Origin of the sequence: Streptomyces colwelliae, assembly GCF_048158785.1 — a bacterium.
Taxonomy (GTDB): Bacteria; Actinomycetota; Actinomycetes; order Streptomycetales; family Streptomycetaceae; genus Streptomyces.
Window position 1 is genome coordinate 1 of sequence record NZ_JBLTJC010000140.1, and the last position, 24,536, is coordinate 24,536.

Annotated in this window: 18 protein-coding genes; 8 read left to right on the forward strand and 10 right to left on the reverse strand. The window is 70.6% G+C overall.

Features of this window, described 5'->3' with window-relative positions; genetic code table 11:
* Positions 1 to 58 precede the first annotated feature (58 nt).
* A complete protein-coding gene (locus tag ACNFOC_RS26905) occupies positions 59 to 640 on the reverse strand; it encodes a GntR family transcriptional regulator (protein ID WP_416961664.1) in 582 nt (193 codons plus the stop codon).
* A gap of 123 nt (positions 641 to 763) precedes the next feature.
* On the opposite strand from ACNFOC_RS26905, the gene ACNFOC_RS26910 reads away from it, so the two are divergent.
* From ACNFOC_RS26910 to ACNFOC_RS26930, 5 genes are all read left to right on the forward strand, one after another.
* Entirely contained in the window at positions 764 to 2,149 is a 1,386-nt protein-coding gene (locus ACNFOC_RS26910; protein WP_416961665.1) for an ABC transporter substrate-binding protein, read from the forward strand.
* Between the two features lie 5 nt (positions 2,150 to 2,154).
* Positions 2,155 to 3,105: a carbohydrate ABC transporter permease gene (locus ACNFOC_RS26915; protein WP_416961679.1), complete on the forward strand. Its 951-nt coding sequence runs from the start codon at positions 2,155 to 2,157 to the stop codon at positions 3,103 to 3,105.
* 111 nt (positions 3,106 to 3,216) lie between these two features.
* The gene (locus ACNFOC_RS26920; protein ID WP_416961666.1) at positions 3,217 to 4,119 is read left to right on the forward strand and encodes a carbohydrate ABC transporter permease; all 903 of its coding nucleotides are present in this window, start codon (positions 3,217 to 3,219) and stop codon (positions 4,117 to 4,119) included.
* A complete protein-coding gene (locus ACNFOC_RS26925; protein ID WP_416961667.1) occupies positions 4,116 to 5,363 on the forward strand; it encodes a 6-phospho-beta-glucosidase in 1,248 nt (415 codons plus the stop codon). The genes ACNFOC_RS26920 and ACNFOC_RS26925 overlap by 4 nt, the downstream gene beginning before the upstream one ends.
* The gene (locus ACNFOC_RS26930) at positions 5,363 to 6,358 is read left to right on the forward strand and encodes an N-acetylglucosamine kinase (RefSeq protein WP_416961668.1); all 996 of its coding nucleotides are present in this window, start codon (positions 5,363 to 5,365) and stop codon (positions 6,356 to 6,358) included. The genes ACNFOC_RS26925 and ACNFOC_RS26930 overlap by 1 nt, the downstream gene beginning before the upstream one ends.
* Before the next feature lie 36 nt (positions 6,359 to 6,394).
* Here the strand turns inward: ACNFOC_RS26930 and ACNFOC_RS26935 are convergent, their stop codons facing one another.
* On the reverse strand, positions 6,395 to 7,027 hold the full coding sequence (locus ACNFOC_RS26935; RefSeq protein ID WP_416961680.1) for a response regulator: 633 nt from the start codon (positions 7,025 to 7,027) through the stop codon (positions 6,395 to 6,397).
* Positions 7,027 to 8,298, reverse strand: coding sequence for a sensor histidine kinase (locus ACNFOC_RS26940; RefSeq protein ID WP_416961681.1), 1,272 nt, complete (start codon positions 8,296 to 8,298; stop codon positions 7,027 to 7,029). Before ACNFOC_RS26940 ends, ACNFOC_RS26935 begins: the two co-directional genes overlap by 1 nt.
* 199 nt (positions 8,299 to 8,497) lie before the next feature.
* On the opposite strand from ACNFOC_RS26940, the gene ACNFOC_RS26945 reads away from it, so the two are divergent.
* Entirely contained in the window at positions 8,498 to 9,235 is a 738-nt protein-coding gene (locus ACNFOC_RS26945; protein WP_416961669.1) for an ABC transporter ATP-binding protein, read from the forward strand.
* Positions 9,229 to 11,703 carry an ABC transporter permease gene (locus ACNFOC_RS26950; RefSeq protein WP_416961670.1) on the forward strand — a complete coding sequence of 825 codons (2,475 nt, stop codon included), beginning with the start codon at positions 9,229 to 9,231 and terminating at the stop codon, positions 11,701 to 11,703. The genes ACNFOC_RS26945 and ACNFOC_RS26950 overlap by 7 nt, the downstream gene beginning before the upstream one ends.
* 185 nt (positions 11,704 to 11,888) lie before the next feature.
* On the opposite strand, the gene ACNFOC_RS26955 is transcribed toward ACNFOC_RS26950, so the two are convergent.
* Positions 11,889 to 13,751, reverse strand: a complete 1,863-nt coding sequence (locus tag ACNFOC_RS26955) for a glycoside hydrolase family 76 protein (protein WP_416961671.1) — start codon at positions 13,749 to 13,751, stop codon at positions 11,889 to 11,891.
* 403 nt (positions 13,752 to 14,154) lie between these two features.
* On the opposite strand from ACNFOC_RS26955, the gene ACNFOC_RS26960 reads away from it, so the two are divergent.
* Positions 14,155 to 16,974 carry an alpha-L-rhamnosidase-related protein gene (locus ACNFOC_RS26960; protein WP_416961672.1) on the forward strand — a complete coding sequence of 940 codons (2,820 nt, stop codon included), beginning with the start codon at positions 14,155 to 14,157 and terminating at the stop codon, positions 16,972 to 16,974.
* Positions 16,975 to 17,029: 55 nt separating this feature from the next.
* Here the strand turns inward: ACNFOC_RS26960 and ACNFOC_RS26965 are convergent, their stop codons facing one another.
* The 6 genes from ACNFOC_RS26965 to ACNFOC_RS26990 form a co-directional block, all read right to left on the reverse strand.
* Positions 17,030 to 17,365, reverse strand: coding sequence for a hypothetical protein (locus ACNFOC_RS26965; RefSeq protein WP_416961673.1), 336 nt, complete (start codon positions 17,363 to 17,365; stop codon positions 17,030 to 17,032).
* A 64-nt stretch (positions 17,366 to 17,429) separates the two neighbouring features.
* Positions 17,430 to 19,355: a glycoside hydrolase family 9 protein gene (locus ACNFOC_RS26970; RefSeq protein WP_416961674.1), complete on the reverse strand. Its 1,926-nt coding sequence runs from the start codon at positions 19,353 to 19,355 to the stop codon at positions 17,430 to 17,432.
* Entirely contained in the window at positions 19,352 to 20,656 is a 1,305-nt protein-coding gene (locus ACNFOC_RS26975) for a sensor histidine kinase (protein WP_416961675.1), read from the reverse strand. The genes ACNFOC_RS26970 and ACNFOC_RS26975 overlap by 4 nt, the downstream gene beginning before the upstream one ends.
* Entirely contained in the window at positions 20,653 to 21,318 is a 666-nt protein-coding gene (locus ACNFOC_RS26980) for a winged helix-turn-helix domain-containing protein (RefSeq protein WP_416961676.1), read from the reverse strand. The genes ACNFOC_RS26975 and ACNFOC_RS26980 overlap by 4 nt, the downstream gene beginning before the upstream one ends.
* A gap of 76 nt (positions 21,319 to 21,394) precedes the next feature.
* Positions 21,395 to 22,858, reverse strand: a complete 1,464-nt coding sequence (locus tag ACNFOC_RS26985) for a cellulose binding domain-containing protein (RefSeq protein ID WP_416961677.1) — start codon at positions 22,856 to 22,858, stop codon at positions 21,395 to 21,397.
* Between the two features lie 91 nt (positions 22,859 to 22,949).
* Positions 22,950 to 24,416, reverse strand: a complete 1,467-nt coding sequence (locus ACNFOC_RS26990) for a beta-N-acetylhexosaminidase (protein WP_416961678.1) — start codon at positions 24,414 to 24,416, stop codon at positions 22,950 to 22,952.
* Positions 24,417 to 24,536 lie beyond the last annotated feature (120 nt).

Consider the following 24,536-nt stretch of genomic DNA (forward strand, 5'->3'; position numbering starts at 1 on the left):
CTTCCGGGGGTTGGGGCGTCTGTCGAAGCAGTGGTTCTTGGGGACACCGAGGTCCGGCTCACTGTGCGGTCCACGGTGGGGTCGGCCGCCTGTCCGGGATGTGGATGGAGATCCTCGCGTGTGCACTCAGCAGGCGGTAGAAGGAGTCGGTCTCCAGGTCGCGGGCGGTCAGTCCGGGGACCAGCGCGTGCGGCACGTGCAGGGTCTCCACGCACATCGGGTCGCCGTCCACCGTGCGCAGCCGGATGATCCGCAGGATCTGCTCGCTGGGCGCGATGCCCAGCCGGCGGCCGATCCGGGGGCCCGCGGCGACGGTCTTGAAGTCCAGGGTGCGGCTGGCCCAGGTGCCGTCCACACCGCCGACGCCGAGGCCCCGCGCCTGCCCGGGGGCGGCGCCGCTGAGGTGCTGGGCGACCTTGGCGCGGGCGACGAAGACACCGCGCCCGTGCTCCCGCACCAGCAGACCGTCACGGACGAAGTCGTCGACCACCGCGCGCAGGGTGGGGCGGGAGACCCCGAGTTCCTCGCACAACTGCCGTTCGCCCGGGAGGGGGCGGCCGGGCCCGGTCTCCTCGACCAGGTCGAGGAGGTGGGTGCGGATGCGTTCCCGCTTCTCCCAACGGCTCTCACCGCTGACCATTCCTACCAACTTTCCATACCGATGGTCATTTTTCTTCGGGAAAGCTTGCTTGACACTGCCCAAATGGTGCCCCAACATGTGCCCACTGGTCAATAAGTGGTAAGCGAATTCGCCGGAGGTTCCATGTCCGAGTCCCGTGGCGGACCCGTCACCCGTACCACCCGCACCCCCCGCCGCGCCGCCCGCCGTACCGTCGCCGCGTCGCTGCTCGCGGTCACGGCACTGCTGGCCGCAGCATGCACCACCGGCGGCACCACGTCGAAGGCGGACACCGGCGCCGACGACACCACCCCGGTCACCATCACCTTCTGGCACGGTCTCAGCTCCCCGCACGAGATCGCCTCGGTCGACGCCGTGCTGGCCAAGTTCCACAAGAAGTACCCGTACATCACCGTCAAGGCCGTCGCCGCCCAGACCGACGACAAGGTCAACCAGGCCATCCGCGGCGGCACCGCCCCCGACGTGGCCTCCTCGTTCAACGCCGCGAACGTCGGCGGCTGGTGTTCCAGCGGTGCCTTCCAGGACCTCACCCCGGACATCGAGGCCGACCACGTGGACCTGAGCCAGATCCCGAAGGCCGTCCAGTCGTACACCGCCTTCGACGGCAAGCGCTGCACCATGCCGTGGCTCGCCGACACCTTCGGCCTGTACTACAACAAGAAGCTGTTCGCGAAGGCCGGGATAACGTCCCCGCCCAAGACCATGTCCGAACTGGCGGCGGACGCCAAGAAGTTGACCACCTTCAACGCGGACGGCTCGATCAAGACGGCTGGGTTCATGCCCTACCTCGGTGCCTACGAGATGCTCACCGAGCACCTGGTCCCCAGCTGGGGCGGCAAGTGGCTCACCGCCGACGGCCAGTCCAACGTCGGCGCCGACCCCGCCTTCGCCCAGGCACTGAACTGGCAGAAGAGCCTCGTCGACTGGTTCGGCGCGAAGAAGCTCGTCACCTTCAAGGCGGGCATGGGCGACGAGTTCTCCGCCCAGAACGCCTTCGAGACCGGCAAGTTGGCCATGATGGTCGACGGCGAGTGGCGCAACGCGTTCATCAAGAACGACAAGGCCGACATCGACTACGGCACCGCTGCGGTACCGGCCGCCGACGGCAAGTCCGAGCTGTACGGCGCCGGTTACGTCGGCGGCAACGTCATCGGCATGCCACGCGGCGCCAAACACCCGGGCGCGGCCTGGAAGTTGATCAAATTCCTCACCACCGACACCGACGCGCTGACCACGCTGGCCGACGCGATCGGCAACGTCCCCACCACCAAGGCGGCGCTCGACTCGCCCTCGCTCGGCCTCTCCAAGGACCCCAACTTCGCGCCGTTCCTGGAGGTCTACAAGAACCCGCTCACCACCACCACTCCGGCCAGCGGCGACGGCGGCGCCTACCTCACCAACTTCGGTCACTTCGTGGAGAAGTGGCAGAGCGGCGGCGTACCCGACCTGAAGGCGGGCCTGGCCGCCGTCGACAAGCAGAACAACGCCGCGCTCAAGCTGGGGCAGTGAGCGGCATGGCCACCCAACTCCAGCTCGCTCCAGCACCGTTGAGGGCACGCATCCGCCGCAACCGGCTGCGCGTCCTGCTGTTCCTCGCCCCCGGCCTGGTCGGCTTCACCGTCTTCCTCATCTACCCCCTGGTGATGACGGTCTGGCTGTCCTTCACCAACTCGAACATGATCTCCCAGGCCCAGTTCGTGGGGCTGCGCAACTACCGCTACCTGCTCGACGGCGACCCGCTGATCTGGCACGCCGTCCGCAACACCGCCTGGCTCGTGGTGATCATGGTTCCGGCGCAGGTGCTCTTCGCCCTCGGCGTGGCCATGGTCACGGCCCGGCTGAAAGCCGGGGCGAGCCTGTTCCGCACCCTGTTCTACCTGCCCGCGTTGGCCCCGCCGGTCGCCGCGACCGTCGCCTTCGTCTGCATGTTCAACCCCAACTCCGGCCCGGTGAACCGGATCCTGGGCCTGCTCGGCATCCACGGCCCGCTCTGGTTCAACTCGCCGGACTGGTCCAAACCGGCCCTCACCCTGCTCGCCCTGTGGGGCAGCGGCACGATGATGGTCATCTTCCTGGCGGCACTCCTCGAAGTACCCGCAGAACTGTACGAGGCCGCCGAACTGGACGGCGCCGGCCCCTGGCACCGCTTCCGCTACGTCACCCTGCCGACGATCTCCCCGGTCGTGCTGTTCGCGACCGTCACCGGCGTCATCGCCGGACTCCAGTACTTCACCCAGGCGATGGTCGCCTCGCAGGTCGCCAACGGCAACATCCAGGCCGCGCCCGGCTATCCGGACGGCTCCACCCTCACCTTCCCCCAACAGCTCTACATCGCCGGCTTCAACCAGTTCCACGCGGGCTATGCCTGCGCGCTGGCCGTGGTGCTCTTCGTGGTGGCGATGGCCTTCACCGTCGTCCTGCTCCGCCGCGCCTCCGGCTTCGACATCGAGGAGTCACCGCGATGACGTACGACGCCGAGATCCTCCCCACCGAGGGGCCGCCACGATGACGTATCGCTTCGCCCATCGGCAAGTCGCCACGACGGCGCAGGACTTGACCCCCGGGGAGCCGCCACGATGACGACGACCTACGCCCCGGCACCCGCCCGGCAGAGCCGCGCCGCCTCGCCCCACCGTGCCGCGCGCAGCCGGGCCGGCCGCCGCAGGACCCTGGTCTGGATCGCCGAACACGCCATCGCCGTCGGCCTGGCCTGCGCCTTCATCGGCCCGATCGTGTTCATCTTCCTGACCTCGGTCATGACCGACGGCCAGTCCCTCACCACCAGCCTGTGGCCCCACCACTGGCAGTGGACCAACTACCGCACGGTGTTCAGCACCGCGCCGATCGGCACCTGGCTCCTCAACACGGTGATCTACGCCGTCGCCGCCACCGCGACCACCCTGCTGTCCAGCGTCCCGATCGCGTACGCGCTGGCCCGGTTCCGCTTCAAGGGCCGCAACACGGCGTTCCTCTGCGTCATCACCATGATGATGCTGCCGCCCCAAGTCCTCGTCATCCCCATGTACTTGATGTGGGCGCGGCTCCATCTCACGGGCACCATCTGGCCGTTGGTGTTCCCGTCCCTCTTCGGTGACGCCTTCTCGGTGTTCCTGCTGCGCCAGTTCCTGCTCACCGTCCCCGAGGACTACCTCAACGCGGCCCGCGTCGACGGCTGCGGCGAACTCCGGGTCCTCACCCGGGTGGTGCTGCCGATGATGCGCCCGGCGCTCGTCGCGGTCGGCCTCTTCTCCTTCTTCAACGCCTGGAACGACTACTACGGCCCGCTCATCTACACCGGCGAGACGCCCGCCCACTGGACCCTGGCCCTGGGCCTGGCGACCTTCAAGACCTCCCACGCGGTGCAGTGGAACCTCACCATGGCGGCGACCCTCATCGCGATGGCGCCGGTGATCATCGTCTTCTTCTTCGCGCAAAAGGCCTTCATCGAGGGCGTCACACTGACAGGAGTCAAAGGTTGAAGATCACCGTTGTCGGCGGCGGATCCACGTACACCCCCGAACTCATCGACGGATTCGCCCGGTTGGGACTGCCCGTCACCGAGATCGCCCTGGTCGACCCCGACCCGGAGCGGCTCGCGGTCATCGCGCCGTTCGCGCGCCGCATCCTGGCCCGCCAGGGCAGCCCCGCGAAAATCACCACCACCGCCGACCCGGACGCGGGCATCGACGGCACCGACGCCGTCCTCTTCCAGCTCCGCATCGGCGGCCAGGCCGCCCGGCACGTCGACGAGACCTTCCCGCACGAGTGCGGCTGCATCGGTCAAGAGACCACCGGCGCCGGGGGGTTGGCCAAGGCGCTGCGTACCGTCCCCGTCGTCCTCGACCTCGCCGAACGGGTCGCCAAGCGCGCCCCGAACGCCTGGATCGTCGACTTCACCAACCCCGTCGGCATCGTCACCCGCGCCCTACTGGGCGCCGGACACAAGGCAGTTGGCCTCTGCAATGTCGCCATCGGCTTCCAACGCACCTTCGCCGACTGGCTCGGCGTCGACCACGAGCGCGTCACCCTCGACCACGTCGGCCTCAACCACCTCACCTGGGAACGGGCGGTGCGGCTCGACGGCGTGGACGTCCTCCCGCGCATCTTCGACGAACACGGCCAGGCCCTCGCCGACCGGCTGCGCATGCCGCTGGGCGTGGTCCGCCGCCTGGGCGTGGTCCCGTCGTACTACCTGCGCTACTACTACGCCCACGACGAGGTCCTGCGCGAGCAGCTGAGCGAACCCTCCCGAGCCCAGCAAGTGGCGGAGATGGAGGGCGACTTGCTCAAGATGTACGCCGACCCGGCTCTGACGGAGAAGCCCGCCCTGCTGGACAGGCGCGGCGGCGCCTACTACTCCGAGGCGGCCGTCCAGCTGGTGCACGGCCTGACCGCCGACACCGGTGACGTCCGCGTGGCCAACGTCCGCAACAACGGCACCCTGCCCTTCCTCCCCGACGACGCCGTCATCGAGGTCCCGTCCCGCATCGACGCCCAGGGCGCGACGCCCTTGCCCGTCACGGCCGTAGAGCCGCTCTTCGCCGGACTGATCGCGCATGTGACGGCCTATGAGGAACTCGCCCTGGAAGCAGCCCTGCACGGCGGGATCGACCGGGTCGCGACGGCGTTGCTGGCGCATCCGCTCGTCGGGCAGGTCAAGGTCGCCGAGGAGTTGGCGGCGAAGCTCGTCGCCGCCAACCGCGAACACCTGTGGTGGGCCTGATGAACACAGGTCTGTTGCTCGCCGTCGACGGAGGCAACTCCAAGACGGACGTCGCCGTGTTGAGGACGGACGGCACGATCCTGGGCCGCGCGCGGGGCAGCGGCTTCCGCCCGCAGGCGGTCGGCGTCGACGCGGCGATGGACGTACTCGCCGCCTTGCGCGCCGAGGCGATGGCGTCGGCCGGAGTCGCGGCCGACGTCGAGGTGGACGGCATCACGGCCTTCCTCGCCGGGGCCGATCTGCCGTACGAGATCAAGGCGTTGCGCGAGGCCGTCGGCGCCCGCCGCTGGGCGGTCACGCAGCGCGTCGACAACGACTCCTACGCCGTCCTGCGCGCCGGCGCCAGCCGCCCCTGGGGTGTCGGCGTGGTCTGCGGCACCGGGATCAACTGCGTCGGTGTGGCCCCCGACGGCCGTACCACCGGCTTCGCCGCGCTGGGCCGGATCTCGGGGGACTGGGGCGGCGGCATCGACGTAGGGACGTCGGCGCTGTGGCACGCGGCGCGGGCGGAGGACGGCCGCGGCCCGCGAACTGCCCTTCGTGCGGCGGTGATCGACCACTTCGGTCTCGCGACGGTCGCCGACGTCACCGCAGCCCTGCACAACGGCGAGGTGTCCGCACTCCGCCTCAGCGAACTCTGCCCGGCGGTGTTCGCGGCCCGCGACGAGGGCGACGAGATCGCGGCCGGGCTGGTCGAACGCCTCGCGGCCGAGATCGCGAGAATGGCGGTCACGGTCCTGTGCCGCCTCCAGCTCGCCGTCTCCCCGGACCCCGAAGTCGTCCTGGGCGGAAGCGTGTTGGCCGCCGGCCACAAGGCACTCCTGGACGACGTCGAACGCAGGCTCACCGAGGCGGTGCCGGGGGTCCGGCCGGTGGTGTGCGCGGATCCGCCGTTGCTCGGGGCGGCCTTGGCCGCTCTCGACTTGCATCCGGGCGCGGACGGAGGGGCCGAGGCCCGGTTGCGTGCGGGGTTCCGGGGGAGTGGCGGGTCGTGATCCGGTACGACCGCCCGCACTCGTGCGCTCGGTCGGTCAGGCCCGCAGGTAGGTGAGGACGGCCAGGACCCTGCGGTGGGTGCCGGCCGTCGGGGGCAGGTCCAGCTTGGTGAGGATGTTGCCGATGTGCTTGCCGATCGCGGCCTCGGACACCACCAGTTCGGCGGCGATCGCGCCGTTGGACCTGCCCTCGGCGATCAGTGCCAGCACCTCGCGCTCGCGCGGGGTGAGCTGTTCCAGCGGATCGCGGCGGCGGCGCAGCAACTGGCGGACTACCTCGGGGTCGACCACCGTTCCGCCGTCCGCCACCCGGTGCAGGGCCTCCATGAACTCCTCGATCTGGCCGACCCGGTCCTTGAGGAGATAGCCGACGCCCGATCCGTCGCCGGAGTCCAACAGCTCGGCGGCGTACGTCCGTTGCACGTACTGACTGAGGACCAGGACCGGGAGTGCGGGGCGCTGCTCGCGCAGCCGTACCGCCGCGTGCAGGCCCTCGTCCTGGAAAGCGGGCGGCATGCGGACGTCCGTCACGACGATGTCGGGGGCGTGCTCCTCGACCGCGGCGATCAGTGCCGGCGCGTCCCCGACGGCCGACACCACCTCGTGGTCGTAGCGGCCGAGCAGGCCGATGAGCCCCTCGCGCAGCAGCACGCTGTCCTCGGCCAGCACTACGCGGAGCGGTCGGCCGCCTCGGTCAACTCGCAAGGGAACTCCACGTGCAACAGCGTCGGTCCACCCGGCGGACTGGTCAGGGCAAGTCTGCCATCCAGGACCGACACCCGGTCCGCGAGACCGGTGAGGCCGCTGCCCTTCGAGGCGTCCGCGCCACCCCGGCCGTCGTCGCGCACCTCCAGGAACAGGCGTCCGTCGCGGTGGCCGCCGCTGACCCGCGCGCGGTCGGCCCCGCTGTGTCTGGCGACGTTGGCCAGCGCCTCGCAGACCACGAAGTACGCGGCGGACTCGACCGCCGGGGTCGGCCGGCCCGGCAGTTCGAGGTCGACGTCGACGGGGACCACACAGCGGTCGGCGGCGTCGCCGACCGCGGCCAGCAGGCCGTAGTCCGTGAGGATCTTGGGGTGGATGCCGTGGATGAGTTCGCGCAGCTCCGCCAGCGCCTCGCCCGCCTCCTGGTGGGCGGTGGTCAGCCGCTCGGCGAGCGGGCCGGGCGGGGCGTCCAGGCGGGCCAGCCCGAGGGCCATCGTCAGTGCCACCAGGCGCTGTTGGGCGCCGTCGTGCAGATCGCGCTCGATACGGCGCCGCTCGGCCTCGAAGGCGTCGACCAACCGGACACGGGAGCGGGCCAGTTCGACCACCCTGGCGCCCAACTCGCCCTCGCGGGAGGCGATCAGCAGCCGGGTCAGCCCGGCGCGGGCGCCCGCCGCGATGCCGAGCACGTAGGCGCACAGGCCCAGCAGGAGCAGGCCCAGCACGGCGACGCCGAACGCGGTCGGCCAGGTGGTGACCGTCCACTGCTTGAGCACCTTCGCCTCGTGGCCGTCGCCGACCGTGGCCATCAGCATCGGGGCGGCGACCATGGACAGCGGGACGAGCAGGGCGACCGTGACCACCAGGGCGTCGACCGGCCACAACAGCCCAGCGAACAGCAGCGCGTACCCGAGCTCCCGCCAGGTCGCCTGTTCGCGCAGCCGGGTGGTCAGCCAGGCCCACAGCCCCGGCGCGGCCGGCACCCGGTGCCGGCCGGACACCGGGTCGCGGTCGACCAGACGCAGCCTGGACCGTTCCAACAGGGCCACCGGGATCCCGCCGAGGGCGACCACGACGAGCAGCGGCAGCCCCACCAGGACGACGGCGAGCGCACCGCACACCGCCGCCGCCGTCACGATCCCCACCAGGACGGCGGCTCCGGTCACCGCGCCGGTCAGGAGATACGCGGCGGAGCGCCAGGGCCAGGACGACAACAGGAAACCCGGCCGGGACATGGCCTGCCACACATTCCGAGGGTGCATGCGCATGACCGTAGGCGGCCGGGTTGGTCGGGTGCCATCGGCCCAGGGTCCGTATCGGAGGTAGGCCTGGCCCTACCTCAGGTCTCGTCCGGGCCGTAGTGCGTCACGAGGGACTTGTGCGGTTTCGTTACGGCACCGACGAACCGAGGAGCAGGTACTGGTGGGGGAACACATGAGCAGTGGAACGGTCCAACTGCGCGCGGTGACAAGACGGTTCAGCCTGGGCGCCACGTCCGTCACCGCCCTGGACCAGGTGTCGCTCACCTTCCCGAAGGCGACGTTCACCGCCGTGATGGGGCCGTCCGGCTCCGGCAAGTCGACCCTGCTGCAGTGCGCGGCGGGGTTGGACCGGTCCACGTCGGGTTCGGTCACCCTCGGCGGGACCGAGCTGACCGGGCTGAGCGAGACCGAGCTGACCCTGCTGCGTCGCGAACGCATCGGCTTCGTGTTCCAGGCGTTCAACCTGCTGCCCTCGCTCACCGCCGAACAGAACGTGGCCCTGCCGCTGCGGCTGGCCGGCCGTCGCCCCCCGAAAGCCCGGGTCCGCGAGGTGCTGGAACAGGTCGGACTCGGCGACCGGGCCCGGCACCGGCCGACGGAGTTGTCCGGCGGCCAGCAGCAGCGCGTCGCCCTGGCACGCGCCCTGATCACCCGCCCCGAAGTGCTCTTCGGCGACGAACCGACCGGTGCGCTCGACTCGCGGACGGGCCGCGAGGTGCTCGGCCTGCTGCGCGCCATGGTGGACCGCGAGGGCCGGACGGTCGTCATGGTCACGCACGACCCGGTCGCCGCCTCCCACGCCGACCGTGCCGTCTTCCTCGTCGACGGCCGCGTCAACGGCGAGCTGATCGGCGCCGGCGCCGAGGACATCGCCGCGCGCATGACCAAGCTGGAGGCCGCACCGTGCTGAGCACCGCCCTGCGCACCCTGCGCACCCGCTGGGTCACCTTCGTCGGCAGCTTCGTCGCCCTCTCCCTCGGCGTGGCGCTGATCGCCGTCATGGGGCTGGCCCTGGCGTCCTCGCTGCACGCACCCGACCGCAAGCCCGAGCGGTTCGCAGCGGCACCGGTCGTCGTCAAGGGCAAGGACACGCTGCGGGTGCGCACCTCGACCGGCGTCCGTACCCGGAAGCTCGCACGGCCACGTGCCGTACCCGCCGACGTGATCGCGAAGCTGAAGCAACTCGGGACCGTGGTCGTGGACCGGTCCATCGCCGTACAGGCCCGGGGCGGCCCCGGCGATCTCGTGGGCCACCCCTGGTCCACCGCCGCCTTCGCGCCCTACCGGCTCGACGCGGGACGAGCGCCGAAGGCCGCGGACGAGGTCGTCGTCAGCGGCGACCGGTTCCGTCCGGGCACCCGGCTGCGGACCGACGGCGGCACCGTGCGGGTCGTCGGCACCGTGGCCGGACTCGGCTTCGAGAACGCCGTCTTCTACACCGACGCGCGCGCCGCGCAGTTGGCACCCCACAGCGTCCAACTCGTCGTCGACGCAGGACCGGTGGCCGTACGCACGGCGGTGCGCGGCAGCGACGGCGTCCAGGTCCTGACCGGCGACGCACGCCGGTACGCCGACGCCGATCCCGACCGGGACAGCGAGGCCCTCACCGCGATGAACGCCATGTACGGCACGGCAGGCGGTGTCACGGGATTCGTGTCGGTGTTCGTGGTGGCGTCGACCTTCGCGTTCACGGTCGCCCAACGCCGCCGCGAGTTCGGGCTGTTGCGCACGGCCGGCGCGACACCGGGACAGATCCGCCGCACGGTCGTCTCCGAGGCCCTCCTGATCGGCGTGCTCGCCTCGGCGGCAGGCTGCGTACTCGGCTCCTACGGCGCGCCGAAGCTCGCCGAGTGGACGGTCGACGAGGGCCTCGCGCCCCGCTGGTTCACCATCGGCGACTCCACCTGGCCCTACCAACTGGCGTTCTGGACAGGCCTGTTCGTCGCGCTGGCCGGAGTGCTGGCCGCGTCCTGGCGGGCGGGGCGCACCAGGCCCACCGAGGCGCTGCGCGACGCGTCCGTGGACACCCGCACGCTGACGCGGGGCCGCCGGCTGGCCGGCTCGGCGCTGCTGCTGACCGCCCTGGTGACGCTGGTCCTGGCCCTGGTGAACGAGCCGAGCGGCCTGCTGCATCGCAAGACCTACGTGAGCCGCCCGATGCTGTTGATCACCGCGGTGGCGCTGCTCGCGCCGGTGCTGGTACCCGCGCTGACCCGGCTGATCGCCTGGCTGCCAGCCCAACTGCCTGGCGCCACAGGCATGTTGGTGCGGGAGAACGCCGCCGCCGGGGTCCGGCGCACCGCCGCCGTCGCGGCGCCCGTGCTGGTCACGGTCGCGCTGGCGGGATCGCTGCTGGGCACCACCGCCACCCTCAATGAGGCGAAGGCCACCGAGGTCCGCACGCGGACGGCCGCCGATTTCGTAGTCACCTCCGCGGGTGACGCGGGTGACGTGGGCGACGCGGGTTTCGACGACGCGACGCTGAGGAAACTGCACGCCGTCCCCGACGCCGAGGTCTCGGCGACCTCGGCGAGTGCCGTGTACGTCCTGGAGGACGGGGTGGCGCTCGTCCGGTCCGAGGCCCGCGCCGCCGACCCCCGCCCGCTCGCCGGCACCACCCGGCTGCCGCTCGTCGCCGGGAAGACGAGCGACCTGGACGACGACTCGATCATCGTCAACGAGGAGTGGGAGCAGCACACCGTGGGCGAGCGGGTGGACGTTTGGCTCGGCGACGGCAGGAAGAAATCCCTGCGGATCGCCGCCGTCATGACGATCGGCACCGGCGACAACGGCGTCTACGTCACACCGCGCAACGCCCCGGACGCGCCCGTCGACCGGGCCGACGTACGCCTCGCGCACGGCGCCGACGCGACCGCCGTAGCCGCAGAACTGCGCGACGCGGTACGGGAGTCGGGCGCGACGGTGTTCACCACCGGGCAGTGGGTGCGGTCGACGTACCCCGAGACCAACCGCACGACCCGGGCGGGCTTCCTGCTGGTCCTGGGCATCGCCCTGCTGTACACCGGCATCTCGCTGGCCAACACCATGGTCATGGCGACCTCCGACCGGGTCCGCGAACTGGCCTTACTGCGACTGGCCGGGGCCACCAGGTGGCAGGTGCTGCGCCTGGTGGCCGCCGAGGCGCTGGCGGTCGTCGTGGTCGGCGGTGTGCTGGGGGCGCTGGTCGCCGCGCTCAACCTGGCAGGAATGTGGGGCGCGTTGGGCCTGCTCTCGGTGTGGACGCCGGTCGAGATCCCCTGGGCGACACTCGGTTGGACCGTGGCCGCCTGCGCGGTACTCGCCGTGCTCTCGGCGGTCGCCCCGGCCGCCCTCTCCCTGCGCCGTAGGGCGGTGGACCTGGCGGGCACACCGGACTGACCTTCCTGAACGAGCACCGCGCGCGGCCCGAGCCGTATCGCACAGTTCCGTGCGGGTGACGCTCATCGGCTGCTCCTCGGGTGGGCGCGTGGTGTCGCACGGCGGAGCCTGGTCGCGTCCGAGGAACGCGACCAGGCTGCCCTTCACTTAGGTGTCGGATAGGTGTCGGACACCCACCTCGCCGCTCAGCCCGCGGCAGCCGTGAGCGCTCCGAGCGCGCTGGCCTGGGTACGCCAGTCGGTCTGGTTCGGGCTCGTGCCCGCCCAGCGTTCACCGAGGGCGTTGAGGGAGGTCCGGTCCTGCGCCCACAGGGTGTCGGCCTGTCTCTGGATGTAGGCCCGATAGGTGCTGGATCCGGTCGCCTTCGCGAGGTCGGCGAAGTTCCACATGAAGATGCCCTTGAACTGCTTCTGGTTGTCGTCGCAGGACGCCGAGCCGACATCGCAGGACTCGGTGAGCACCCCGCCGACCGTCAGCTGCGAACTGCTCATCGCGGCATCCGCCAGAGTCCGCGCCGTGGTCAGCATCGAACTGTCGCCGGTCGTCTTCCACAGTTCCGTGAAGGCGCCGATGGCCAGGCCCTGGTTGTAACTCCACACGGTGGAACCGTTGTTGGCGCAGGACGAGGAGAGCCCGTCGTTGACCAGCCCCGAGGAGTTGATCATCCCGCTGGCCTTGTACCAGGCGGCCGAGGTCTTCGCCCGCTGGAGCCACACAGTGTCACCGGCGATGCGTTGGTGCAGTGCGGTGGTCAGCCACAGGTACTGCCCGTTCGTCACCGCGTTCTTGTAGGTCCGCTCACGGTCCCACCACACGCCACCGCCGCAGGTGCTGGTGTCCCAGTACTGCTGGACGTAATTGGCAATGGTGACAGCCTCGTTGAGATAGCGCGCGTCGTGCGTGTAGTCGTACGCGTCGATCCACGCGATCGCCCACCACCCGGAGTCGTCGATCGACCGGCTGATGAAGTCGCCCTCGATCGCGTCCGAACTGCGCGTCCCAGCAGGGAAGACGCCCTTGTTCTGGTCGAAGGTGCGGGCGATGACCCAGTCGTAGTCGTGCGTGCCGGTCGTCTTCGCGAAGTCGATGACGGAGGTGAGGGTGGCCGCCGAGTTCCACCAACTGCTGGGCCACCAGCCGTTGTAGGGGTCGTACGACGTCATCAGCGCGTCCGCCGCGGCACGAGCCCTGGTCGGTACGGGCCGGTACCACGCGGTGCAGCTGCCCTCGTTGTGGCTCGCCTCCCGGCCGCACGCGCGGACCGCCCCGCCGTAGAGGAGACCGCGCGGATCGCGGGTCGCGTACATCGCGGTGCGGGTCGTGGTCGCTCCGGACGGGGTGCTCGTACGGCCGAGGGAGGAGCCGTCCGGCCAGGTCGAGCCACCGTCCCAGGAACGGTCCAGCCAGATCTCGTCACCGGCGCCACCGGTGTCGATACCCGCCCAGGCCATCGCGTTCTTCTGGTCCACGTGCAGCCGAATTGTCCGACCGTAGAGGGTGGTTGAGGGGATCGGCTGGTCGTCGCCCGCCGCCTGGCCCGCGCTCGTGCCGTCGCAGACGGTGTCGCAGACCGTGGGGTAGACCCAGTTCGTGCAGCCCACGCCGGCCGCGTCGCCGCAGGCGCGGACGAGGCCGCGCTTGTGGTTGCGCGGATCGGTGATGTTGTACATCAGCGTCCTGGTGCCGGTCCAGGTGCTCGGGATGCTCGCCTTGCCGAGCAGGCCGTCCCAGGTGGCGCCGCCGTCCCAGGACCGGTCCAACCACACCGCGTCGCCGGCCGTGCCGTTGTCGATGCTCGCCCACGCCATGTTGTCCGCGTCGGACACATGGAGCTGGACGCGCCGTCCGTTGAGTGTCTTGTCCGGTACTGGAAACGTTTCCTGTTTCGCCTGCGACGGGTCGAGCGTGTCACAGGCCAGGACGCACACCTGGGTGGCGGCGGACGCCGGCGACGCGACCGGGACCAGTGCCACGAACGCGAGGGCGGCCGTCAGCAGAAAGCTGAGGAGCCGTGGTCTGACAACGATGTCGAAGCTGTGTGGGGACACCGGGACTCGCCTCGATTTCACGATGGGGGGATGCCGGTCGTGAATGGATTCAGCATTGGATCAATGGTCCATACCTGTATCCGTCTCCGAGGCAGTGAAGCGGCTCGGCGCGAACCTGTCAATGCCGCAAGGGGTGGTTGTTCCACGGAAGTTGAAGGCTGCCGCGACTGCTTGACACCCGCTTTCCCGGCGCCCATCATCGGTCCGAACTTCGGCGAGTCATCTCGCGTACCCGTTGCTCCTCAGGCTCCAGGCCGCTGTGGTCGATCGTTTTGAATCGATTCACAGTCCTGGTTGTCCAGTTGAGCGGCTGGTTCCCCCACCGATCCGGGAGGCACTCATGCGCCGCCGCAGGCCACCGCAGAACCGAAAGCCCAGACCTGGCAGCCTAGTTGGGTTCACCATGGCGATGGCCGCCGCGCTGGCCGTGGCCCCCACGCTGTCCGCCGGGGCGGCGCCGGCGACCGCGACGCCCGCTCCCAAGGCGGCACTTGACGCCGTGAACTACTCGCCGACCTCGCGCACCGTCAAGCCGGCCGCCGTCTACCGCACGTCCGGCAGCATCGCGAACCCGACGAACGTCCTCAGTGGACAGGCGACGCGGATCTCCGGCTCGCAGTCGGCCATCACGCTCGACTTCGGGAAAGAAGTCGGCGGATTGGTAACGTTGTCATTCGGCAGCGTCAGCTCCAGCGGCCAACGCGTCGGCCTGGCCTTCAGCGAGTCGTCCCTGTACGTGGGCAACAACAGCGACCGCAGCAGCGGCCGCGACGGCGAGGACGGCGCCCTGTACGCCACGCCCTCCGCCAACGGCACCTACACCGTGCCCACCGCCCAACTCCGGGGCGGGTTCCGCTACTTGACCGTCTTTCTCGACAGCTCGGGCTGGGTGGACCTCAACGGCGTCAGCCTCAACTTCACGGCGGCTCCGGGGAAGTCGAACCCGGCCGACTACCCCAACTACTTCACCTCCAGCGACGAGTTGCTCAACCGCATCTGGTACGCCGGGGCGTACACCGTGCAGTTGAACACCATCGCCTCCAACCAGGGTCGTGCCTGGCCCCCGCCCTCCTCGGCGTGGGACAACAGCGCCACCGTCGGCGTCGGTGACTCCGTCCTGGTCGACGGCGCGAAGCGCGACCGCACGGTGTGGCCCGGCGACATGGGCATCGCCGTCCCCACCCAGTACGCGTACTCGAACGACCTCACCTCGACCCGCAACGCGCTCACCACGATGTACAACGCGCAGTCCTCGGCGGGCGAAATCCCTTGGTCCGGGCCGCCGTTCAACCTCACCGGCTCGGACACGTACCACACGTGGACGCTGCTGGGGACGTCCACGTACTACACGTACACCGGCGACCGGTCGTGGCTGGACTCCGAATGGGCCAACTACAAGCGCGGGATGACCTTCATCACCAACAAGATCGACGGCAACAACCTGCTCAACGTGACCCGCACCCAGGACTGGGCCCGGGTCGGTCAGGGCGGTGAGAACATCTCCGCCAACGCGCTGCTGTACGGCGCCCTCAGGGGCGGCGCGACCCTCGCCACGGCCGAGGGCGACAGCGCGCTCGCCGCGAGCTGGAACAGCAAGGCCGCCGCGATCAAGTCCGCGGCCAACTCCCTGCTGTGGGACGCCTCCAAGGGCATGTACAAGGACAACCCCACCAGCGGGCTGTACCCGCAGGACGGCAACTCCCTAGCTGTCTGGTACGGGTTGAGTGACTCCACCGCCAAGTCGAAGAGCATCATCACCGGGCTCGGCAACAACTGGGGCATCTACGGCCCGACCACCCCGGAGTGGGGCGGCAACGTCTCGCCGTTCGCCGGCGGCATGGAGCTGAACGCCCGCTTCACCGCCAACGACGACTTCACCGCGCTGGACCAGATCCGCCGCACCTGGGGTCACATGCTCGACAGCGACATCGGCACGAAGAGCACGTTCTGGGAGGGCATCCAGTCCGACGGCGGTCTCGCGTACGGCGGTTCGTTCATGAGCCTCGCGCACGGCTGGTCCACCGCGCCCACCTCCACGCTCACCTTCGACGTGCTCGGCACCGCTCCCGAGTCGTCGGCCGGCGCCTACCGCTTCGTCCCGCACCCCGGCGACCTGACCAGCGCCCAGGGCCGCATCACGATGCCGCAGGGCGCCATCAACGCGTCCTGGTCGCGCGACCCGTCGGCCGGCACCTACTCGGCCACCCTCTCCAGCCCCTCCGGCAGCAGCGGCCGTATCGGCGTCCCGAAGCTCGGCGGCGACATCACGGTGACCGTGAACGGCGCCACCGTCTGGAGCAACGGAGCCTTCACGCCCACCTCCGGCATCACCGGCGGCAGCCAGGACGACACCTACGTCTACCTCACCGGCGTCGCCCCCGGCAGCTACACCGTCTCCGCCACGGGTCTCGGCAATCCGTCGCCGCCCGCCGAACCCGGCACCGGCGCCCTGCGCGCGGGCTACACCCGGTGCGCCGGCGAGGGCGGCACCTGCTCCTTCAGCGGCACCCGCTCGGTGGCCTACGGCGCCGGGACGTACACGTACAAGACCGTGACCAGCAGCGCCACTTGCTCCAACGACTCCTTCGGCGGCGACCCGGCGGCCAACCTCGTCAAGTCCTGCTACGTAGCCGACGTGGGCGGCCCGCCCGGCTACACCGCCTGCGCGGCCGAGAACGGCACCTGCGCCGTGCCCGGCTACAACCGCGACGTCGCCTACGGCGCGAACGGCAACTTCGTCCACCAGGTCACCAACGGCAACGTCGCCTGCACCAACGCCCACTTCGGCGATCCCATCGACGGCGTCGCCAAGTCCTGCTACCTCCCACCCGCAGGAGCCCCGGCCGGAGGCTGGACCAAGTGCGCGGACCAGAACGGCACTTGTGCCGCCGTCGCGGGTCAGCCGGTGATGTACGGCGCCTACGGAGCGTTCACCACGGCCACCGCCACCGGCGCCACCGCGTGCACCGACACCACATTCGGTGACCCCATCTCCGGTGAGTCGAAGGCCTGTTACACCGCCACCGGCGGCCCGGTCGGCTACGCCACCAACTGCTCTGCGGAAGGCGGCACTTGTGCCTTCAGCGGACAGCAGACCGTCGCCTACGGCGCCCGGGGCCGCTTCCTCTACAAGGCGTTCACCGGCTCCGCCGCCTGCACGACGGCCGCCTTCGGCACCGACCCGCTGCCCAACGTGAGCAAGTCCTGCTACCTCACGTCCTGAGCGGCACCAGACCTCCGGCGGCCCCCGCCTCCCCGCGTGACCGGGGGCCGCCGGATCACTCCGGGTGGGCCACTGCCTTCTTCTGGAGGTGCACCGCGGCCAGCAGGCTCAGTCGCGGTTCCGCCTGACGCAGCGCCCGCACCGCGGCGACCGAGTCGAGGTCGCCGGTGGACCCGGTCGCCGCCAGCCGGGAGCGGACCCAACGGGCGTGCAATTGGCCTTCGTTGGCGGCGGCGGTGGACTCGACGAGAGCGATGGCGCGTTCCAGGCCGGGGCGCTCCTCGGGAGACGCCCCGGCTGCTGCCTGGCGCAGGGCCGTCGCGACCACGTCGGCGTCCCGGATGGTCAGCACGAAGGTGTTCTTCTTGCTCAGTCCCGTGATTCCAGTCATGGGGCTCAGCCTGACCGCCATGTCCCTTGCGCGCCAAGCGACTTGAGGAGGCTCAGAGGCTCGGTCACGCGTCCTCGTCCCGCGCGGTCAGCGCGAAGGCCAGCAGCGCCGTCGTCGTGAAGTCCAGCGAGGGCTCCACCGTCTGCCAGGCGCCCACGTCGTCCACATAGCGCGAACCCTTGCCGTCGAAGTCGGTCCAGGCTCCCGACGGCGGGGCGGCGGTGCACTTCTCCATCGTCGGGAAGCCGTTCAACTCGGCCAGCTTGTCAGCGGCGTTGGGGCCGTTGACCACCGCGCCGCGCAGGATCGCGCCCTTCCCGTCGTGGCTGCCCCGGAGGTTGGCCAACTGGTGTTCCGGGCAGTGCGGGTAGACCTCACCCGCGCCGATCATGAAGCTCGTTCCCCACGGGTTGGCACCGAGGGCCCAGCCCCGCTGCCGCCCGGCGAACGCGTCGTAGCGGGTGTCCCCGGTGGCCCTGGCGTAGAGGCGGGCGGTGGCCACCAGCCCGAACGTGTGCGGTACGGCGTCGAAGTCGTCGTAGACCGCACCCGCCCCGAACGGGTCGTGCCCGGCGTGGTCGACCCCGTCCTCCAACTGCCGCCGCAGGTCCTTGTTCAGGTCCGCAGCCCCAACTCCGTTGCTGCGGGCGCCGTCCAGAGCAGTGGTCAGGTCGACGTGGGCCAGGGCGCTGACGTCCGCGACGTTGAGGGTGCCCTTGACGTCGGAGTCCAGGTAGGCCCGGGCCCACTGGGCGGCCTCGCCGGTCCAGCCGGCCTCCCGGTCGTCACCCAAGTCCCTTGCTGCCAGGGCGAGTTCGGCAGCGGCGAACTCCATGTCGTCCTGCCAGGAGTCCTCGGGGTAGAAGGCGCTCGGGAAGGCCGTGACGAGCGGCTGGTCGGGGTCGTGGTCGGTGTCGGCCAGGTCGTAGACGGCGGCGGCCTTGTCCAGCCACTCCCGCGCCTCGTCCGGGTGCGTGTCGGCCGTGCGCTGCGCGGCGAGGGCGAACACCGCGGCCACCCGTCCCGCGAGACTGGGAGTGATCGGCTCGCCCGGCTCGTTCGCGCGGAACACCGGTCGGTGCTTGATCGTGTAGTCCGGGTCACCGGGCGACACGTCGAGCCGGTCGTCGGCCTCCGGCAGCCGCCACACGTCGTGGTCCGTCCGTACGGCGTCGTTGCCCGCGCCGATGCCGACCTGGGCGTAGAGCGTCCCGCTGTCCCCGTCCCACATCTTGTCCACCCACTCCAGCCCGTGCTCGGCCTCGGCGGACAGCGCCTCCATGTCCGGCAAGTCCCGCTCGGCGAGCAGGAGTTCGGCGGTCGAGTAGGAGGTGGTGCCGGTGAACTTCAGGAAGTCGCCCGCGTCGAACCAGCCGCCCGAGACGTCGACCGTGGCACCGGTCGGGGTCAGCCGGTCGTCGAGCAGTACCTCGCCCGCCTCGTCGTAGCGCGGGTCGGCGTAGACGGTCGCGTTTTCGTCGGCGAGATGGGACGGGCCGTGGGACAGACCGCCGGACACAACGTCGGCCCCGTCGCGCTGCGCCTGAAGGAAGCGGACGTTGTCCCGGACGAGCGGGGTCATCAACTCGCTCGCGTCGGCGATCCGGAAGACGGGGGAGCGGCCGGCCGCCGTGCCGGACAGGACGATGCGGTAGGTGCCCGGGGTGTTCAGCGCGGAGAGGTCGACGGTCCGTACGGACGGGAACTTGGCGTTCCAATGGCCGGTGACGGCACCGAGCCGCCCTGCCGTGACCACCTTGTCCTTCGCGTCCACGACCTCGAAGCGCGCCCCCGCGAGTGCCTTCGTGGGTCCCATGACGTACGCCTGTTTCGTCTCGCCGCGCACATAGCCGACCTGGTCGACGCGGACGGCCACCTGGGGGGCGGGCGGCGTGGAGGTCTCGCTGTAGACATCCATGCCGACGAGCACGGCGCCGATGGTCACGGCGGTGGTGGTGACCAGCAGGAAAGGGCTGCGCGATACGTTCATGCGCCCACGGTGCCGGGACCTTCATGAGATGAGGATGAGGATGAGGACGCCGGGGCCGGGTCCGTCGGGAGCCGGAGTTCGGCGAGCAGGCCGCCGCCGGGGGCGTCCGTGAGGCGGGCGGTGCCGTGGTGCAGGCCGGCGACCCAGCGGACGATGGCGAGGCCCGTGCCCGTGCCTGGACCGGTCCAGGTGACCCCGCGTGCGAACGCGCGTTCCCGATCCGCGAGCGGTACGCCGTCCCCGTGGTCGCGGACCGTGACCAGCCCCGGCGCGACGCCGACCTCCACCGGCGAACCGGCCGGACCCCCGTGCCGCTGCGCGTTCTCCACCAGATTCCGCACCGCCTGCGCGAGCAGGTCCGGATCGCCGAGCACCACCACCGGCTCGGCCGTCACGGTCACACTGTCGTGGTCCGGCAACTCCTCGACCGTGGTCTCCACCAACTGGTCCAGCCGCAACGGCACCAGCTCGACCCGCTGCGCCCCCGACTCCAGCCGCGCCCTGGCGAGCAGCCCGCTGACCAGCCGACTCAGCCGGTCCACGAGCCGTAGCGCCTCGTCGGACGAACCGCCCCGCTCCACCACCAACCGCAGCGTCGCCAGCGGCGTCCGCAGCTCGTGCGCCGCCTCGGCCAGGAACTGCTCCTGCTGCCCAAGGCCGCGCAGCGCGGGCCGCATGGCCCGACCGGACAGCAGATGTCCTACGGCCGCCGCGCAGCACACCAGCGCCGTGCAGCCGAGGGCCAGCCAGCGCACCAGGAGGCCGTGATCGCGTTCGCTGCGCGCCAGTTCCGTGCCGACGAGTACCGCCGCCCCGATCCGGTCGTCGTCCCAGACCGGCGCCGCCGCCCATCGCAGCCGCCCGCCCTTGGCGGCGGAGGCGCTGACTTGGACCGTTCCCTGCTCGTCCAGGACGCTGTGCCAGACCTCGTCCAACTGGTCCGTGTCGGGCAGCGACGAACGCCCCGGTACGACGTTACGTACCGTCGGTGTCTTCCCCGGTGCCGCCTGGAGGACCGCCAACACCTGTGCGCCCTGGGCGAGTTCGTCCTCGCGCAGCGGCTCCAGGTGCAGGACGCCCGCGTCGAACCAGACCGCCCGCGACAGCCCCGCCGCACGACTGCCGACCTCGTGGTCGAGGCCGGAACGGCGGGACGCGGAATCGATGCGGATGGCGACCACGGCGAGTACGACGAGACAGGCCGCGGTCGTCGACGCGAAGAGGAGGGTCATCAGCCGGCGGGTGCGCCGCAGCCGGGCCACCGCGGGTGACGGGGCCGGTGCCTGAGTACGGCGCTTCACGCGTCGCCGCCCAGGCGGTAGCCGACACCGCGCACCGTCGCGATCGGATCGGGCGGGCCGAGCCGTCTGCGTAGCTGGCCGATCAGGACGTCCACCACGTTCGACATCGGCTCGCTCGCCTCGTCCCAGCAGCTCTCGATCAGCTCGCTGCGGGTCACCACTTCGCCCGCGCGCAGCATCAGCAGTTCGAGCACCGCGAACTCCTTGGCCGAGAGGCTGAGCAGCACCCCGGCCCGGGTCACCCGGCGTCGCGGGAGGTCGAGTTCCAGGTCGCCCGCCCGCAGGACGGAGGGCCGCGCGGGTTGCTCTCGACGGCACAACGCCCTTACGCGTACGACCAGTTCGGCGAAGGCGAACGGCTTCACCAGGTAGTCGTCCGCCCCGTGCTCGAAGCCGGCCACCCGGTCGCTGACCGCGTCCAGCGCCGTCAGCAGCAGGAAGGGCAGCACCGATCCCGCCCGGCGGTGTGCGGCGAGCAGCGTGAGGGAGTCGCCGTCCGGGACAGAGCGGTCGGCCACGACACAGTCGTAGCGGTTGACGGAGAGCTTGAGATCCGCTTCGGCCAGCGTGCGCGCGAGGTCCACCGCGAACCCCGCACCCCGCAGTTGAGCAGCGACGACGGGCCCCAGCTCGGGGTCGTCCTCCAAGACCATTACGCGCATGGGCCGGAGCTTAGGCGACGGCGGGCCGCGCGCTCGGACGCCGTACTCCGAGTGCGCGGCCCGCCGCCCCGGGTGATCAACTGCTGGGCACCGTGTCCTCGAACGTGGTGCCCGCGCCCCGGTACGCCGCGACCTTGGCGGCGACCTGCGCCGGGGTGAGGACCTGGTCCTTTACGTGCAGGACGTAGTCGACCTGCTCGTCGTAGGCGCGCGGTGTGGAGCTGGTGAGGCCGCCGAAGTCGATCAGCCACTGGTTGAAGTTGATCGACATCGGCCGCTCCGGCAGGTACGCGGCGTCATGGGTGCCGAAGAGCTGGCCGTCGATGTAGTACTTGATGCTGCTGTTGTCGATGGTCAGCACCAGGTCGTGCCAGCCGTTGTAGCTCTGCCGGCCCTCGGTGTGCTGGTTGACCGCGATCCACGGGTCGGCCTGGTAGGTCTCCCAGGACGTCGTGTACAGGATGTTGGAGGTCTCGCCCCAGCCGCCGTTGGGGAGGTACTCGAAGTCGTACTCGGAGTAGTCGTCCGCCAGTGGTGCCGTGAGGTCGTTGATGGTGAAGAACGTCTGCACGAGGTGGTCGCCGTCCGGTCCCGACTTGGGCGCGTCGTTGAACTTGACCCGGGCCGCGTAGGTGCCGTTCTTGAACTTCCGTGTGTTGGTGACGACTTCGGTCTGCTTGGTGCTCTCACCGGTGCCGGACGTCGAAGTCTCCAGGTTCATCACGGAGTTGCCGCTCGTGCTGGCGAACGTGACGTTCTGGGGCGCCCAGGTGGCACCGGAGACACCGGGACCGCCGGACGTGGAGCGCACGCTCCAGCCGTGCGACGAGATCTTCGGGTCGTTGTAGGCGCTGTAGTTGAAGTCGTCGAACAGCGCGGCGCCGGTGGCCGGGGGATCGGTCGGCGGGTCGGTGGGCGGGTTCGTCGGGTCGTTGCCCGAGGGCGCCTGACCCCACAGCGTGGCGCCGGACAGCTGCGCGGTGACCTTGGACCAGTCGGCGTACGAGGTCTGCGAGGCGCCGAAGGAGTAGTCGTCGCTCTGGACCAGTGACTGCCACGTCGACTGGTAGAAACGCAGCTGCATGTCACCCGTGTCGGCGCCCGGCGCGAGGGTGCCCGCGCCGGAGGTGAAGCCGATCTCCAGGTAACGGTCCGCCGTGGCCGTCGGGTTGGCGAGCGTGCCGAAGGTGCCCGTGACGTTGGCGCAGCCCTTGACGGCCCAGGAACACGCGAAGCGGTAACTCGCGCTCGCCGAGTCCGCCTTGAAGTAGTAGCGGAGCTTGACGCTCGCCAACTGCACGGTGCTGGAGCCGGTGTTCTTCACCTTGAACCAGGGCTCGGACTGGTCGGCGGTGGCTCCCGTGGCGCTGGTGCGGTACTGGACGCTCAGCCCGTCGCCCGCCGCGCTCGCGGTGGACGGCATGGCGGTGAGCGCGGCGGCGCCCATGGCCACCGCCACGGCGGCGGACGCGGCGGCACGCAGTCTGTTCTTCGCGAACCTCGTGTCGAACCTGGTGTCGAACCTCTTGTCGAGTCTCATGTCGTGCCTCTCCAGAAAGGTGGGGTGATTCCGGAACGGACAGATCAGCGGCGGTACTTGAGAGGTGAGCGGGTCAGGGGTGGGGGATGGCTCAGGGGCGGTACGGAACGCCCAGCGCGTCGAGGCGGGCCGTGTGGTCGTCGAGCCGGGAACGGAAGTCCGCCCAGTCGGTCGCGCCGCTCCAAGCACGGTCGGCCAGGGCGCACAGGCGGGGATAGGTGAGGTACTCGATGCGCTCGGGCGTCCTGACGAACTCGGTCCACAACTGGGCCTGGGTGCCCAACACCCGCTCGGCAGCGCCCCGTTCGGCGTCCTCGGGAACGGGGTCGTGGCCGTGGACGGCACGCAGATCCACGACACCACCGGGCTGGGCCGGAGGCTCGGCCGGGTCCTCGGACTGGGCGTAGTCGAGATAGGTCGCCCGGTGATACGCGCTGATGACGGGGTGGCCGCGGCGGGCCGCCGCCAGGGTGTGCGCGGAGTCGCGCCAGGTCATCACCGCGAAGTCCAGGGGCAGTTCGGCACCCGTCTCGGCCCAGCCGACCGGACGCCGCCCGTGCCGGACGAGGAAGTCGCCGATCCGCCCGAGGAACCAGCCGTGCAGCGCCGCGGGGCTCGACAGGCCCTGCGCCGCGGCCCGTTCGCGCGCGGCGACACTGTGCGTCCACTCGGCGGTGGGGCACTCCTCGCCGCCGACGTGGATGTACGGCGAGGGGAAGACGTCCATGACCTCGTCGAGGACCGTACGGCAGAAGTCGAGCACCTCGTCATGGACCCCGAGGACGGTGTCGCACACGCCCCAGCGGGTCCAGACGTCGAGGGTGCGCTCCGGGTTGTTGCCCAGTTCGGGATAGGCGGCGAGGGCGGCCCGCACATGTCCGGGCATCTCTATCTCCGGCATGACGGTGACTCCGCGAGCGGCCGCATAGCTCACCAGGTCGGTGAGTTCGGCCCGCGTGTACGAGCCGCCGTGCGGGACACCGTCGTACAAGTCGCTTCCGGCTGGGCCCAGTTGGGACTCCGCGCGGTTGCCGCCGATCTCCGTGAGCTTCGGGTAGGCGGAGACCGGCATGCGCCAGCCCTGGTCGTCGGTGAGATGCAGATGGAAGAGGCCGATCTTGTGCAGCGCCAACAGGTCGACGTACCGGCGCAGAAAGGAGACGGGCTGAAAGTGCCGGGCCACGTCGAGCATCGCGCCGCGCCAGGGATGACGGGGGAGGTCGGTGATCTCGACGCACGGCAGCAGCCACCGTGCGCCCGGCTGGGGAGACTCCGACAGGGCCTGCGGGGGCAGGAGTTGACGGATCGTCTGAATGCCGCGCAGCAGTCCGGTGAGGTGCGCGGCACGCAGCAGTACGGCGTGCGGGGCGACGGTGAGTCCGTACCCCTCCTCGCCGAGACCGGCGAGTCCGGGGTCGAGGGTGAGGGTCAACTGCCCCTCGGCGGAGGCAGGCAGGGGCAGACCGGTGGCCGGGGCGAGCAGGGTGCGCAGCAGGTCCGCGGCCGGTTCGGCGCCCGCGCCGACGCGTTCCAGGAAGCCGGAGAGCAGGTCGGTCACGGACCGGCCGGCCTCCACCGCTGCGCAAGCGCAAGGTGCTGTGCGGCGGACACTCGCTCGGCGGCGTCATCACCGGGTACTTCGCGGCGGCCGACTTCGACGGCAACCCGTCGATCACGG